General features: G+C 59.4%; 14 protein-coding genes and 1 pseudogene. 11 read left to right on the forward strand and 4 right to left on the reverse strand.

The window, feature by feature from the left end; all coding sequences use genetic code 11:
* Positions 1–89: 89 nt before the first annotated feature.
* The 7 genes from HMPREF3170_RS06995 to HMPREF3170_RS07020 all read left to right on the forward strand — a co-directional run bounded on the left by HMPREF3170_RS06995 (position 90) and on the right by HMPREF3170_RS07020 (position 6,180).
* Positions 90–1,136, forward strand: a complete 1,047-nt coding sequence (locus tag HMPREF3170_RS06995; protein ID WP_083290912.1) for a C40 family peptidase — start codon at positions 90–92, stop codon at positions 1,134–1,136.
* A 5-nt stretch (positions 1,137–1,141) separates the two neighbouring features.
* Complete coding sequence (locus tag HMPREF3170_RS07000; protein ID WP_070478765.1) at positions 1,142–2,287, forward strand: glycosyltransferase family 4 protein; 1,146 nt, start codon at positions 1,142–1,144, stop codon at positions 2,285–2,287.
* Between the two features lie 11 nt (positions 2,288–2,298).
* Positions 2,299–3,270, forward strand: coding sequence for an ROK family protein (locus HMPREF3170_RS07005; protein ID WP_070362197.1), 972 nt, complete (start codon positions 2,299–2,301; stop codon positions 3,268–3,270).
* A complete protein-coding gene (locus HMPREF3170_RS07010) occupies positions 3,263–4,003 on the forward strand; it encodes a lysophospholipid acyltransferase family protein (RefSeq protein WP_070478767.1) in 741 nt (246 codons plus the stop codon). The genes HMPREF3170_RS07005 and HMPREF3170_RS07010 overlap by 8 nt, the downstream gene beginning before the upstream one ends.
* Before the next feature lie 13 nt (positions 4,004–4,016).
* Positions 4,017–4,193, forward strand: a complete 177-nt coding sequence (locus tag HMPREF3170_RS11745) for a hypothetical protein (protein WP_168161635.1) — start codon at positions 4,017–4,019, stop codon at positions 4,191–4,193.
* On the forward strand, positions 4,193–4,705 hold the full coding sequence (locus HMPREF3170_RS07015) for a polyadenylate-specific 3'-exoribonuclease AS (protein WP_070478769.1): 513 nt from the start codon (positions 4,193–4,195) through the stop codon (positions 4,703–4,705). Before HMPREF3170_RS11745 ends, HMPREF3170_RS07015 begins: the two co-directional genes overlap by 1 nt.
* A gap of 86 nt (positions 4,706–4,791) precedes the next feature.
* The gene (locus tag HMPREF3170_RS07020; RefSeq protein WP_070478771.1) at positions 4,792–6,180 is read left to right on the forward strand and encodes a class II 3-deoxy-7-phosphoheptulonate synthase; all 1,389 of its coding nucleotides are present in this window, start codon (positions 4,792–4,794) and stop codon (positions 6,178–6,180) included.
* A 37-nt stretch (positions 6,181–6,217) separates the two neighbouring features.
* Here HMPREF3170_RS07020 and HMPREF3170_RS07025 read toward each other — a convergent pair.
* Positions 6,218–7,405 (reverse strand): annotated as a pseudogene (locus HMPREF3170_RS07025) (protein kinase); the annotation flags it as partial.
* Positions 7,406–7,453: 48 nt separating this feature from the next.
* Here HMPREF3170_RS07025 and HMPREF3170_RS11855 point away from each other — a divergent pair.
* The gene (locus HMPREF3170_RS11855; protein WP_246814938.1) at positions 7,454–7,816 is read left to right on the forward strand and encodes an Rv2175c family DNA-binding protein; all 363 of its coding nucleotides are present in this window, start codon (positions 7,454–7,456) and stop codon (positions 7,814–7,816) included.
* On the opposite strand, the gene HMPREF3170_RS07035 is transcribed toward HMPREF3170_RS11855, so the two are convergent.
* The 3 genes from HMPREF3170_RS07035 to HMPREF3170_RS07045 are packed head-to-tail and all read right to left on the reverse strand — an operon-like array spanning position 7,785 to position 11,001.
* A complete protein-coding gene (locus tag HMPREF3170_RS07035; protein WP_070478774.1) occupies positions 7,785–9,257 on the reverse strand; it encodes an alpha-(1->6)-mannopyranosyltransferase A in 1,473 nt (490 codons plus the stop codon). The two genes, HMPREF3170_RS11855 and HMPREF3170_RS07035, sit on opposite strands and share 32 nt — an antisense overlap.
* A gap of 2 nt (positions 9,258–9,259) precedes the next feature.
* Positions 9,260–10,372 (reverse strand): polyprenyl synthetase family protein, encoded by a 1,113-nt coding sequence (locus HMPREF3170_RS07040; protein ID WP_070478775.1) that lies wholly within the window; start codon positions 10,370–10,372, stop codon positions 9,260–9,262.
* Between the two features lie 56 nt (positions 10,373–10,428).
* Positions 10,429–11,001 carry a GNAT family N-acetyltransferase gene (locus HMPREF3170_RS07045; protein ID WP_070362204.1) on the reverse strand — a complete coding sequence of 191 codons (573 nt, stop codon included), beginning with the start codon at positions 10,999–11,001 and terminating at the stop codon, positions 10,429–10,431.
* 129 nt (positions 11,002–11,130) lie between these two features.
* On the opposite strand from HMPREF3170_RS07045, the gene HMPREF3170_RS07050 reads away from it, so the two are divergent.
* The 3 genes from HMPREF3170_RS07050 to mraZ all read left to right on the forward strand — a co-directional run bounded on the left by HMPREF3170_RS07050 (position 11,131) and on the right by mraZ (position 12,892).
* The gene (locus HMPREF3170_RS07050; RefSeq protein WP_070478777.1) at positions 11,131–11,565 is read left to right on the forward strand and encodes an SAV_6107 family HEPN domain-containing protein; all 435 of its coding nucleotides are present in this window, start codon (positions 11,131–11,133) and stop codon (positions 11,563–11,565) included.
* 96 nt (positions 11,566–11,661) lie between these two features.
* Positions 11,662–12,057, forward strand: a complete 396-nt coding sequence (locus tag HMPREF3170_RS07055; RefSeq protein WP_070478970.1) for a DUF3040 domain-containing protein — start codon at positions 11,662–11,664, stop codon at positions 12,055–12,057.
* Between the two features lie 400 nt (positions 12,058–12,457).
* The gene (gene mraZ, locus HMPREF3170_RS07060) at positions 12,458–12,892 is read left to right on the forward strand and encodes a division/cell wall cluster transcriptional repressor MraZ (RefSeq protein WP_070362207.1); all 435 of its coding nucleotides are present in this window, start codon (positions 12,458–12,460) and stop codon (positions 12,890–12,892) included.
* The last annotated feature ends 53 nt before the right edge of the window (positions 12,893–12,945 follow it).

A 12,945-nucleotide genomic window follows, 5' to 3' on the forward strand; every position in this document is an offset into this window, starting at 1 on the left:
GGGGGTCGGCAGAAGAATTACAGGATTGTAACTTTAAGCCCCTCTCGCTATATTGGTGATAGTTTTTCTTGCCAGCGAAGGGGCTTTAAGTGGCTAAACACTCTTTACATGCGCGTCATGTTGCAAATGGGCGTTCCTGGGGGAAGCGCGTGGCGCTGGGTGCATCGCTCTCTGTCGTTGTGGGCAGTAGCGTTGCTGCTCCGTCCGCAGTAGCGGATGATGTCGAGGAACTGATTCATCAGGTTGATGAGCTTTCGCATGAGGTCACCGCAAAGGTAGAAGAGCTCAAGGGCGTTGAGGATGATATTGCCGCGAAGTCGGAGGAACTTGAGCGCCTGCAGTCTGAGGCGGCGGATGCACGTACCCAAGTCCAAGCTGCGAAAATCGCTCGTGATGATCTCCAAAGGGAAGTAGACCGCCTCGCTGCGTCCCGGTACCGCAACGTCCAGGCCGATGTGATCCTTACAACGCTGGACTCTGGTAGTCCCCAGACTGCTATTGACCGTGCTGCGTACCTGGATTCGCTGTCCCGCAAGCAGCAAAGTGTGCTCCGCGAGTACGAAGGCGCTGCCCAGGACGCGGCAACGAAGGCGAATGCTGCAAACGTAGCCCTTGCGGAAGCGCAGTATCTCCGCAATGACCTTGATTCAAAGCGTTCGAAGCTCGAGCGTGAGCGCGAGGCGCTGCAGGGACAGATTGAGGAGATTGAGGCGCGCGTCGATAATTTGTCGCCGGAGGCGCGTTCGTTGTGGGAGGGACGTCTGCACCCCGTTGATGCTGGCTCGTTGCCTCCGGTGGGGGATGGGGTTGTCGGTGCCGCGCTCGCGCAGGTTGGCAAGCCTTATGGCTGGGGCGCGACGGGGCCGTCGGCGTTCGACTGCTCTGGGCTCATGGTGTGGGCTTACGGGCAGAACGGTAAGGCGATCCCGCGTACCTCGCAGGCTCAGCTTGCTGGTGGCATGCCGGTGAGCATGGGGGACCTGCAGCCAGGTGACATTGTCGGTTATTACCCGGGAGTGACGCACGTTGGCATGTATATCGGCGACGGCATGGTTGTGCATGCCTCTGACTACGGTATTCCGGTTCAGGTTGTCCCGTTGAATTCGATGCCTGTCCAGGGCGCTGTCCGTTATTAGGCACCATGACTGTTTTATTGGTGACGAATGATTTCCCACCGACTGTCGGTGGGATTCAGTCGTACTTGCGGGACTATGTGCAGGAAGTCGTTCACCGTCGGGGGGCGCAGAGCATCATTGTGTTTGCCTCGATGCAGGATAAGGCGGCTGCTCTCGCATGGGATGCGGAACAGCCGTACACGATTATTCGCTGGCCCTTTCCAGTAATGTTGCCTACTCCTGCTGTCCGGAGGATGATGCAGCGAATTATCAGGGAACAGCACGTCGATACGGTGTGGTTTGGTGCTGCAGCTCCTCTTGGAGTGATGGGGGGTGCTGCGAAGCGTGCGGGTGCTTCGCGGGTTGTGGCAACGACGCATGGCCATGAGGTCGGGTGGTCAATGTTTCGCGTTGGTCGTCGACTGCTGCGAACGATTGGCGGTAGTGCCGATGTAATCACGTACATTTCGGAGTACACACTGGGGCGATTCAAGGAAGCGTTTGGTCCGAATCCTCAGTTCGTTGCGCTTCCCTCAGGCGTATCGACGTCCCGCTACGCGCCCGCAACGCAGCAGGAGAAGTTGGAGACCAGAGCTTCGTTCCGAATCGGCGCGGAGTCTCCGCTGATTGTGTGTGCGTCGCGTCTGGTGAAACGCAAAGGGCAAGACCGGTTGATCCGCGTCCTGCCGCGAGTGCGCCAGCGGGTGCCGGGTGCACAGTTGGTGATTGTTGGGGAGGGGCCGTATGCCCGTCGGCTTCACGCGATGGCGGAGGGCGTCGACGGTGTCAGGTTCACCGGGCGGGTCAGCGACGATGACCTGTGTCGAATCGTTGCGGCTGCAGACGTGTTCGCGATGCCGGTTCGTACCCGCGGCGGAGGCCTCGACGTTGAGGGTCTCGGGATTGTGTTTCTCGAGGCCCAGGCGTGTGAGGTGCCGGTGGTCGCTGGTGATTCGGGCGGTGCGCCGGAAACGGTGACGGACCACAGCGGAGTGGTCGTCGATAAGAATGATGATGCACTTGTCGCGGCGTTGGTGCGTCTTCTGCGTGATCCCCTGCTGCGGGAATCGATGGGGGAGGCGGGTCGACGCCATGTGCAGCTGGAGTTTTCGTGGCAGGTGTTGGGGGAGCGGTGTGAGAAATTATTATTTTCTCAGGCTCTCGGCGACTAGCATGGTCATGTATGTCTACTGAATCCAAGCTGACTGTCGGTTTTGATATCGGCGGGACGAATACTCGCGCAGCAGTGGTTGATGACTCTGGGCGCATCGTTGCATCGATATCTACTGGTACTCCGCAGACTGGTGATGAGCTTATCGACGTCATCGTCGATATGGTGCGGCAGCTGCAGCGGGAGTACGTGGTTGATGCTGTCGGCTTGGCTATCGCCGGTTTTCTTGACCCGGACTGCGAGATCGTGCGGTTCGCCCCGCATTTGCCGTGGCGCAACGACCAGCCGGTTCGGGCGCAGCTTGAGGAGGCTCTGGGGCTACCAGTCCGCCTTGAGCACGACGCGAACGCGGCAGCCTGGGGTGAATACCGATTTGGCGCAGCAAAGGATGCGGATATCTGGGTGTTCTTTGCCGTCGGTACCGGTATCGGCGCAACGCTGATGATTGATGGCAAGATTTACCGCGGATCGTTCGGCACTGCCCCCGAGTTCGGGCACTTGACTGTTGTGCCAGATGGGCGCGTGTGTTCCTGCGGTAAGCAGGGCTGCTTGGAGCGGTACGCCTCGGGCACGTCGTTGGTGGACTGTGCTTTGGAGGTCGCAGCGCACGGCGGTTTTAAGAAGTGCGGTTTGTACCGGAAAGTCGTCGATAAGCGGGCGACGGGCCATGACGTGATGGAGGCTGCACGCGAGGGCGATGAGCTTGGCGTGAAGGCGCTTGCGAGTTTTGCGGAGTGGCTGGGCCGTGGTTTGTCGATAGTGGCTGACGTTATGGATCCGGGCCTAGTGGTCCTTGGCGGTGGCGTGAGCGCCGACGCAGATCTCTTTATGGAAGATGCCAAGGATTCGTTGCGTCGTAACATGGTTGGCTCCGGGTACCGCCCTGTTCCGGAGATTCTATGCGCAGAGCTGGGCCCGCAGGCAGGTATGATCGGTGTCGCAGACTTGGCTCGTGAGGATCTAGCAGGGAGACACCGTGCATAACAAGTGGTATTCGGCGTTTAAAGCGTTGCTAGGTCCAGCGCTGCTCGTGTGGAATCGTCCCACGATTGAAGGCGCGGAGCATGTGCCAGACGAAGGCGGCGTCATTCTTGTCTCGAACCACCAAGCGGTGATGGATTCGTTCTATCTGCCGCTGATGCTGCGTCGGCAAATCACGTTTCCGGCGAAGAGCGAGTACTTTACGCAACCTGGCTTGAGGGGCAGGTTCAAGCGGTTTTTCTTTACCGCTGTTGGTCAGATCCCCGTGCATCGCAGTGATTCGAATGCGGGCGCGAACCTGCAGCAGGCTGCGCGCGAGGTGATTGTTGATCGCAACGACGTGTTCGGTATCTACCCGGAAGGCACGCGTTCACCGGATGGTCGGATCTACAAGGGGCGCACCGGTATGGCTCGTGTCGCGATGGACACGGGAGCGCCGGTGATCTTGGTGGCCATGATTGGCACCCGCGAGGCGAACCCGATCGGGTCGGTGCTTCCGCGCCCGGCGAAGGTCCGCATCAAGCTCAGCGAACCTATTGACCCGCACGCTTGGGCGACGGAGCACGGATTTGATCCGCACTCGCGGGAGGTGATGCGTCCGTTTACGGACTTCGTGATGCATAAGATGTCTGCGTTGTCCGGGTACCCGTACGTGGATGTGTATGCTTCGGACGTCAAAAAGCATCTGGAAGAGACGGGGCGCTATCCTGAGGGCGCCGAGCCCGAAGAGGATTAAGTAAGGACGTTTGATGGACCGGGACCTCGTTACTCGTATTGTGCTCGTGTGCTGCGCGGTGGGAGCGTATCTCGTCACGAGTGAACTTGAGATAGCCAGGAATGTGATTTCGCCGCTACTCGTACTGTTCGTTGCAGCGGTGATGTTTTGGCCACGCAAACCTGAGGGCCCGGAGGGTGAGGCGAACTAGTGCGTTACTTTTACGACACAGAGTTCATCGAAGACGGCTCGACCATTGAGCTAGTCTCCATCGGCATCGTCGCGGAGGACGGCCGTGAATACTACGCGGTGTCCAATGAGTTTGACGCCGCGCGTGCGAACCAGTGGGTGCGCGACAATGTCTTGGATAAACTGCCCGGTGCTGGTCACCCCGCATGGAAGTCGCGGGAGCAGATCCGCAGTGAGGTCTACGAGTTCTTGACGACGCCCCGCTCCGCCCCGGAGCTTTGGGCATGGGTGGGGGCGTACGATCACGTTGTGCTGGCGCAGCTGTGGGGTGACATGACCGGGTTGCCGAAGAACCTTCCGCGCTTTACTCGAGAGCTGAAGCAGTACTGGGAAATGGCGGGGCGGCCGAGGCTGCCACAGGTGCCGCGCGGGAACCACGATGCATTGGTAGATGCGCGCCATAACTTGAAGAAGTACCGCGTATGCGCGGAGTATTTGCCGCTTGACCGGCTTGGCCGCGCGTCTAGATCGTGAGACGCGCGTTTCACACTTTGAGTCTGTGCAGGTATTCGCGCCGCAAAGTTGTGGTATTCGTCGCAGCTTCGTGCTAAACATTAAGTGTGAGTTGGACAGTAGATATCCCCAAAGAAGTTCTCCCCGATTTGCCACCGCTCCCGGGAGACCTCAATGCACAGTTCCAGGACGCGTTGTCGCGTGACGCGAAGCAGCAGCCGAGCTGGGACCGTCATGAGGCTGAGTATGTGCGGAAGATTCTCGAATCTGTACCGCCGGTAGTTCTTGCCCCAGAGGTTGAAGAACTCAAGCAGAAAATGGCGAAGGTCGCTAACAGTGAAGCGTTTTTGCTTCAGGGTGGTGACTGCGCGGAGACATTTGAGTCCAACACAGAGCCTCATATCCGCGCGAACGTGCGTACACTCCTGCAGATGGCGGCAGTGTTGACGTACGGCGCGTCGATGCCCGTAGTGAAGCTCGGGCGTATCGCCGGACAGTACGCAAAGCCACGTTCATCCGATCTCGACGGCAACGGCTTGCCGAATTACCGCGGTGACATCGTCAATGGCGTCGAACCGACTCCGGAGGCGCGTCGCCATGATCCCGCTCGCATGGTCCGCGCGTACGCAAATGCGTCTGCGGCTATGAACCTGGTTCGTGCACTTACTGCGTCCGGTACCGCGGACCTGCACAACATCAACACTTGGAACCGCGAGTTTGTGACCAACTCTCCGGCGGGTGCACGCTACGAGGCGCTCGGCCGTGAGATTTCGCGCTCGCTTGCGTTCATGGATGCTTGTGGCGTGAGCGACGAACACCTCCGGACCTCGGAGATTTACGCCTCCCACGAAGCTCTGCTTGTGGACTACGAGCGCGCAATGCTGCGCCTCGCCGAAGACGATCAGGGGGAGACGCGGCTGTATGACCTGTCCGCGCATCAGCTGTGGATCGGCGAGCGCACCCGCGATCTCGATGACTTCCATGTGAACTTCGCCGCGATGATCGATAACCCGATCGGCATCAAGTTGGGGCCGACGACCACTCCGGAAGAAGCCGTGGCGTACGCGGATAAGCTCGACCCGAATTTCGAGCCTGGCCGTTTGACGATGGTGATCCGGATGGGGCACGACAAGATTCGCGAAGTGTTGCCAGGCATCGTCAACGCCGTCGAGGCATCTCGCCATAAGGTGATTTGGCAAAGCGACCCGATGCACGGCAACACGTTTACGGCGTCAAATGGTTACAAGACCAGGCACTTTGACAAGATTCTGGATGAGGTCCAGGGCTTCTTCGAGGTGCACCGTCAGTTGGGCACGCACCCGGGTGGCATCCACATTGAGCTGACCGGCGAGGCGGTCACCGAGTGCCTCGGCGGTGCGCAGGACATCACTGACGTTGACCTGCCAGGCCGCTACGAATCTGCCTGCGACCCGCGCTTGAACACTGAGCAGGCACTCGAGTTGGCCTTCCTCGTAGCGGAGATGTTGCGCTACTAAGATTGCGCGCGGCGGTGGCGCCTTAGGGCATCGGTAGGAGGATCTGCGGAATCTCGCCGTACATGCCGGACCCGAGCCACCAGCCGCCCACCGCAACCAAGCCTGTGCAGATTGCGCTGAACACTAGGAAAACTGCCAGGCCGATTCCCGAGCGGTTGCTCACCGGCTTGCGAGGTCGCGCCGGGGAAAGCGGGGCTTGCGGTGGAGCCGGGGCTGGCACCTGTGGTGGTGGCGGTGCAGGCGCCGGGGGCTGGACTGTCGGCGCATCCACACGTGTTCTCGGGGAATCATCTGTTGAATTCGGCCGGAGGCGAAACTGCGTGGGGTGAGCTGCGGCACGATTCGCTGCGGAATGCCTTGGTACGGGTACCGCGTAGGGTGGTAGCTCAAGCGCGTCCGCTACGTCGTTGAGCGCAGCGAGGAACTCCGATGCATCATGGAAGCGGTCGTGGGGGTCGGTCGCGGTGGCGGTGGCCACGAGTTCGTCGAAAAGCTTTGGTACGCCTCCGATCCGAGAGCTGGGCGCGGGCACCACATCATGTAGCCGTGCGAAGGCGTGCGCGATGGGGGTATCGCCGTTGAAGGGCTGCTGGCCGGTGAGTAGCTCAAAGAGCACGATGCCTGCGGAATAGACGTCGGAGGCCTGCGTGATCGGTGAACCGTCCACTTGCTCGGGGGAGAGGTAGGCGACCGTACCTACGATCTGGTCGGTGGAATGCGTGATGTCTGAGACTGCGCGCACAAGGCCGAAGTCCGCAAGCTTGACACTGTGATCGCTGTTAATCAGGATATTGTCCGGTTTGATATCGCGGTGCACCATTCCTTTTTGGTGCGCGACCGCGAGGCCAGTGAGCACAGCCCGCATTACCTCGGCGGCGGCGTGCGGCGGCATGGGACCGCGCTCGGCGAGCAGCTCACGCAGTGTTCCACCGGTGATGAGCTCCATGATTAAAAATATTTGGTTCGTGGGTTCGCCTTGGGCAGCGAAGTCGTACACGTTGACCAGGTTGGGGTGGGAAAGCTGGGCCATCGCCCGAGCTTCTCGACGAAACCTCTCACGAAACACGCTGTCATGCACATAGGACTCGTGCATCACCTTGGCGGCAACTTCACGGCCTAAACGCGTATCGACGCAGCGGTACACCGTCGCCATGCCACCGCGTGCGATGGGGCGATCGATGATGTACCGGTTGTCCAGCGTGTCTCCTACTGCGAGCTGTGCCATGCGCTCCAGTATGGCCCAAACGTGCTCTCGACGCGTAAACTGTCGGTCGTGAGTGCTCAACAGACTATTGATTCTTTGCTCGAACACGATGAACTGCTGACCTTCCCCGAAGTTGCGGAAACACTCGGCGTTCCAGTCACAAAAATCCACGACTATGCTCACGCCGACAAGCTCCTCGTTTACCGCAAGGACGGCGTGAATTACATTCCTGCGCTCCTGCTGGCGGACGGCGAAATGTCAAAGTTCATCAGCGGTGCAATCACCGTGCTTGCGGACGGCGGCTTTTCCCCCGAAGAGTCGCTCCAGTACCTATTCACCCCCGATGAATCACTGAGCGGCCGTCCAATCGACGCGCTGCACGGCCATGGTGCCCGCGAAGTTATTCGCCGAGCACAGGCGATGGCGTTTTAGCCTGCTTGAACGGCCACACCGCAAGCACTGCTGCAAAGGCCACGAACGGTGCCGCGACGAGGAACCAGGCATCGTAAAAGCGGTGGTTACCGCCGCCTGTAAACGCCAGCACGATGATCACGCTCGCACCCACGGCGACCTGTTGCACCCACCGCGGTGCCCGGAAAGTTCCCACGAGTGCCAAAATCGACGCGTAGTACCAGGGGAGCGTGACCGCATTCGTGATGAACGCGGCGACGTACGCGGCGGTCGTGCCCTGGACAGCGCGCACGTCGTTCGCTGCACCCGGTTTCGGGCGGAACCACCACCACACAACGGCTAACGCCACCAACATCAGGATGGAAGCGGCCGTGCGCACGACAACGAGCAGGCTGTTGTAGTAGAAGTGGTCGTCGAAAAGTTGGAACCCGGGAGTGAGTATCTCGGTGACCAGCGTGGGCCCTGCCAACGGGTTGATCACCTTCGAGTTGCCGGAGATCTCAGCCAGCCAGCCCCACGACGCTCCAGACGCCGCGGTGACAACATAAAGCACCCCGCCTGTCAGCGCGATAGACCAAGCCGTGGCAAGGATGAACACGCCGCACTTCTTAAGCACAGATGCTGATGCACCCGCGAAATGGGCAACCATCAGCCACACGATGAAAGGCATCGCCACGGCAGCCGTGGCCTTGAGCGAGACCGCAACAGCCACCACAGCGATGGCGCCACTAAAAGTGGCGAAGGTTGCTGGGCGGCGTAGTGCCCACACGATGCCGACGCTGACGAGCCCCACCATCACGGCCTCGTTGTGCATGCCGCCAACCATATGCAGCAGCATCAAGGGGTTCGTCGCGCCAATCCAGAGCGCAAATGCACTGTCGCCGCCGAGCTGCTGCGCAATTTTCGGGACCGTGATGATAATCAGCGCGAAACCCGCCAGCGCTAGGAGCCGATATGCAACGATGCCGGCGCCTACACTATCGCCAGTTACCAGTGTGATCAGCTTGCCTAACCCCAGGTGCAGCGGACCGTACGGGGTGGTGGTGTTGCGCCAGTCGTGCGAGACTTCCCACAGCAGCGGGCCGGGGTTGACGGCCGCACCTTCTGAGTATGGGTCGAAGCCGTCGCGAAGCATGGCGCCTTGCATCAGATAGGAGTACACGTCGCGCGAGAGCATCGGTGCGCTCAGCGCGAGTGGTGCGGTCCACAGCCAGGTGGTGCGCCGTACCGTATCGAAGGTGGGACGCGTACGCCACAGCCACAGCCAGGCAAGCAACAACAAAACGATGCCGACGCTCATCGTGATGTCCATGAGCGCACGCCCGTGCCCGTACGTCAAATTGTCGACGCCCAACATACGCATCACGCCGCCACGGTTGCGGGTGGCGCCGGCCCCAAAGGAACCAAGGGCCACCAAGATACTTGCCAGCAGCCCTAGTCGTGTCGGCGAAAGAGACTTCATTGCTACATACGCCTAGCCGTGGCTTTGATAGCTAAGTCACGCATGAACTGCGCAACTGCATCATCAATCCCTGCGTCCGAAAGGTGCTGCAGGCCTGATTCAGTGAGGCGGTCGATGCGCGCCTCTACTGCCTCGACGGCGCCACTTTCTTGAATAAGCTCTGCGAGTTCGGAAAGCTCCTCTGACGATGCTGCGACACCAATCCCGTCGCGAAGGCGTTGCGCTGCGGCAGGATCGGACGCGTCCAAGTTTGCCAGCGCAGTGGCGAACAAGACGGTACGCTTGCCCTCACGGATATCGTCGCCAGCCGGCTTGCCGGTCACCTCAGGTTCACCGAAGACCCCAAGGATGTCATCGCGGAGCTGGTACGCAATGCCAATATCACGTCCGTAACCACGGAACGCGGCGATCGTTGCATCCGGCGCGCCGGCAATCGCGGCGCCAAGGTGGAGCGGCCGTTCAATCGTGTACGCAGCGGTCTTGTACCGATTCACCTTGTCTGCGAGCTCAACAGATTCGCTGCCCTTAGCCTCTAACATGATGTCCAGCAGCTGGCCGCCGATCACCTCAGTGCGCATCCCCACCCACGGCTTCGCCGCGCGGTCGAGGGCATCATTCGTGAGCCCCGAGTATCGCCACATGTCTTCTGCCCACACCAGCGCAAGATCGCCAATCAAAATGGCCGAGTGCTCGCCGAACGACGCGGCGTCACCACGGTAGCCTTCGTTGCGGTGCGTAGCCTCAACCGCGCGGTGCACTGTTGGGTTGCCGCGCCGGGTGTCGGAGGCGTCGATAATGTCGTCGTGGATGAGCGCACATGCCTGAATGAACTCGAGCGAGCTCACTGCGCGCAGCACTGCGTCGGGGTTCTCCTGGCTGTGGTCGAGCCCTCCTGCGCCGATGAAGCCAGCCCAACCGTAGAGTGGCCGTATCCGCTTGCCTCCACCGAGGACAAACTTGCGCAGGTAAGACACTGCGTCTTCCACCGGGGCACCAATTTCCGCGACTACCGATTCCTGGCCGTCGAAGAACACGCGAAGTTGCTCCTCAACAAGCGCGGGGATGGCCTCGAGCGTTGGCCCTTGTGAGGATACTTCAGACACGTTGTGCTCCATTCCAGAATCTGTCGTAGACGTATGCACCTAGAGACTACCGAGTTACCACGACAAACCTACAACATTGGTGAGGCGCTGAGTGGCAGCGATCGCCCGAGAATCGCAAATGGCCGCGGATCAGCGGGGTAGAGGTAGTTACGTGCGACGTCGGAGAACCCAAATTTGCGGTAGAGCTTGAACGCGCCGTTGTCCTCGTGCTCGACCTCAGGGGTAGACAGTAGAGCAAATTTTGCCGGCGCAAGGCGCAGGAGCTCCCGGAGCAACCTCGCGCCGATACCTCTCCCTTGATAGCTAGGGAGCACATGGATTTCAGCGACCTCAAAGTAGCTTTGGAGTAACTCCTTTTCGCTTTTCGACGGCCCCCCTTGCATGGCAAGCGCCCGCCTGAGCTGCTGATCCCACCATCGTTCACGCTGTCCCAACATTCCGTATGCAATGCCGATGATCGTGTCGTCAGCAACTGCCGCGATTGCAGTGAAGCCTGGGGAGAGAGCCTCTTGGCGCCAGGAGGAGATGCGTTGTGCCCGAACATTGACCGGGTAGTCCATGGCCTCTATATAGAGGTCGACGAGTGCGGGCGTTGCAAGAAGGTACTCGGCCGATGTGAGTCGGCGGATTTCGGTCTTCATGCCTTTATCGAACCATGAGTCCGGGAAGTTTCGCCATATTCGAACAAATGAGCGAAGTTCTGGGGGATTTGTCGGACCCATTTTCTATATTCATCTCAAATGTGAAAGGGAAATGAAGGAGAAATCAACATGAACAGCGTTATCTCTGCGACAACGAACGAAGTTTACGGTGCTCGCGTCCGTCAATCGAAGCGTGACCAGTTTCTTGAAACCGCCGATGGTTGCCTCACGTATGCCTATGAGCGATTTGAGGAGGGGGCGTGCGACGAGGCTATGGAATATGCCTACCGTGCAGCGCTGCGGACTGCGGGTGCGGTGTGTTCTGATAGTCCGGTAATTCAGAAGCGAAAGCGGCTGCCAAGTAGCGCGTGGAAGAAGCTTGCGCTCACGGGGAAGGGTGGTGAGCGGTGGGCGAATGTGTTTGAGTCGTTCTCGCGGGAACGCGGCCGCGTTGCCTCGGGGATTGAGCATATGCCGCCAGCTGACCGGGTTGCGCAGTTGCTTGAGCAGGCGGAACAGTTCTACCTCGAGGCACTTCCTGCCGGAAATGGTGTTGCGGCTTAGCCCGGGCAATCTTGCCCTCGTCTCCCGGGGAACAAAGGCGCTAGGATGGCCGTTGTATGGATAGCAACGTCCGCTTTGGAGCTTGGGAGTAGAGCAGTGTCACTTTCTGAACAGGAGCAGCAAGCACTCCGCGCAATTGAGCAGTCACTCATGGCAGATGACCCTTCATTTGTGCAAAGCGTCGGCCGAAACGCCGACTATGCGGCTCCATCGTCCACAGGCCGGATTACGATGCGCAGCGTTGCGTTAATGGTGCTTGGAGTGGTGTTGTTGCTCGGCGGTGTTGCGCTTGCCTCGCTTTCCATTTGGACAGTAATCATTAGCGTTATCGGGTTCGGTGTCATGATGGCTGGTGGAATCATGGCGTTGCGCACCCCAGCGCATGGCCCATCTGTATCGCAGTTGCGGAATGTTTCCCGGAACCAGCAGAAGTCTCCTCGAGTGAGCTCGATGGAGCAGAACTTTAAGCGCCGGTTCGAGGATCGGCCTTAATCCTAAAAAGGACCACGCCCCCTTTACTGGGGGCGTTTTTTATTGTGTGGGCGAAGCGCCCCACTTTCACCCACAGTCTCCACTTTTGCCCACACGTGTATGCGGAGATGGACTTTTGTGGGTATTTCTTTGTGTATCTAGTCGACTAGTGGGGTGATTGTGGCTATTGTGAAGCGCGAAGGGGGGAGGGAGCCTCACCGTTTTCTTACTCGTTGACCTGCTGTTATGTTGAATTCGGTAATCTTTTTTGTGTGTGGTGTGGCATTTGTGGGGCACAGTGGGTTAAAGTGGGGCGTAGCGGAAGGCGCGGTGGTGTGCTGACTACACACCTTTGTCGCACGAAGCAGAGAAAACTACATACATCACGTGTCTGACGGCGTAGAGGAAGGTGGGTCGCCCGATGTTTCTGGGAACCTACACTCCCAAGCTTGATGACAAAGGGCGCTTGACGCTGCCTGCGAAGTTCCGAGAGGACCTCGCGGACGGGCTGATGGTGACCAAGGGGCAAGATCACTCTTTGGCGGTCTACCCCCGTGCGGAGTTCGCAGCGCGAGCCAAAAAGGCTGCTGCAGCATCCCGCACGAACCCGAAGGCTCGTGCGTTCATTCGTAATCTGGCTGCCAGTGCGGATGAGCAAACGCTTGACGGTTCTGGTCGTATCACGTTGTCGGCGTCGCACCGGGAATACGCAAACCTTTCAAAGGAGTGCGTGGTTATCGGTTCTGTAGATTTTCTCGAGATCTGGGATGCACAATCCTGGGCTCAATATCAAGAAGAGACTGAAGCTGCCTTCTCGGCGGCGGATGACGACGACATACTCTCCGGTCTGCTGTAAGGCTGACTACCTGACAGCGGACATCGACTACTGACGGAGAGCGTGTACGGACT

The organism is Corynebacterium sp. HMSC08D02, from assembly GCF_001807505.1.
Classification (GTDB): domain Bacteria; phylum Actinomycetota; class Actinomycetes; order Mycobacteriales; family Mycobacteriaceae; genus Corynebacterium; species Corynebacterium pseudogenitalium.

What these genes read in the sequence shown, in the direction of transcription:
- HMPREF3170_RS07000 (WP_070478765.1), top strand. Translation starts at nt 1,142, where the DNA reads ATGACTGTTTTATTGGTGACGAATGATTTCCCACCGACTGTCGGTGGG.
- HMPREF3170_RS07005 (WP_070362197.1), top strand. Translation starts at nt 2,299, where the DNA reads ATGTCTACTGAATCCAAGCTGACTGTCGGTTTTGATATCGGCGGGACG.
- HMPREF3170_RS11745 (WP_168161635.1), top strand. Translation starts at nt 4,017, where the DNA reads ATGGACCGGGACCTCGTTACTCGTATTGTGCTCGTGTGCTGCGCGGTG.
- HMPREF3170_RS07035 (WP_070478774.1), bottom strand. Translation starts at nt 9,257, where the DNA reads ATGAAGTCTCTTTCGCCGACACGACTAGGGCTGCTGGCAAGTATCTTG.
- HMPREF3170_RS07040 (WP_070478775.1), bottom strand. Translation starts at nt 10,372, where the DNA reads ATGGAGCACAACGTGTCTGAAGTATCCTCACAAGGGCCAACGCTCGAG.
- HMPREF3170_RS07045 (WP_070362204.1), bottom strand. Translation starts at nt 11,001, where the DNA reads ATGAAGACCGAAATCCGCCGACTCACATCGGCCGAGTACCTTCTTGCA.
- HMPREF3170_RS07050 (WP_070478777.1), top strand. Translation starts at nt 11,131, where the DNA reads ATGAACAGCGTTATCTCTGCGACAACGAACGAAGTTTACGGTGCTCGC.
- mraZ (WP_070362207.1), top strand. Translation starts at nt 12,458, where the DNA reads ATGTTTCTGGGAACCTACACTCCCAAGCTTGATGACAAAGGGCGCTTG.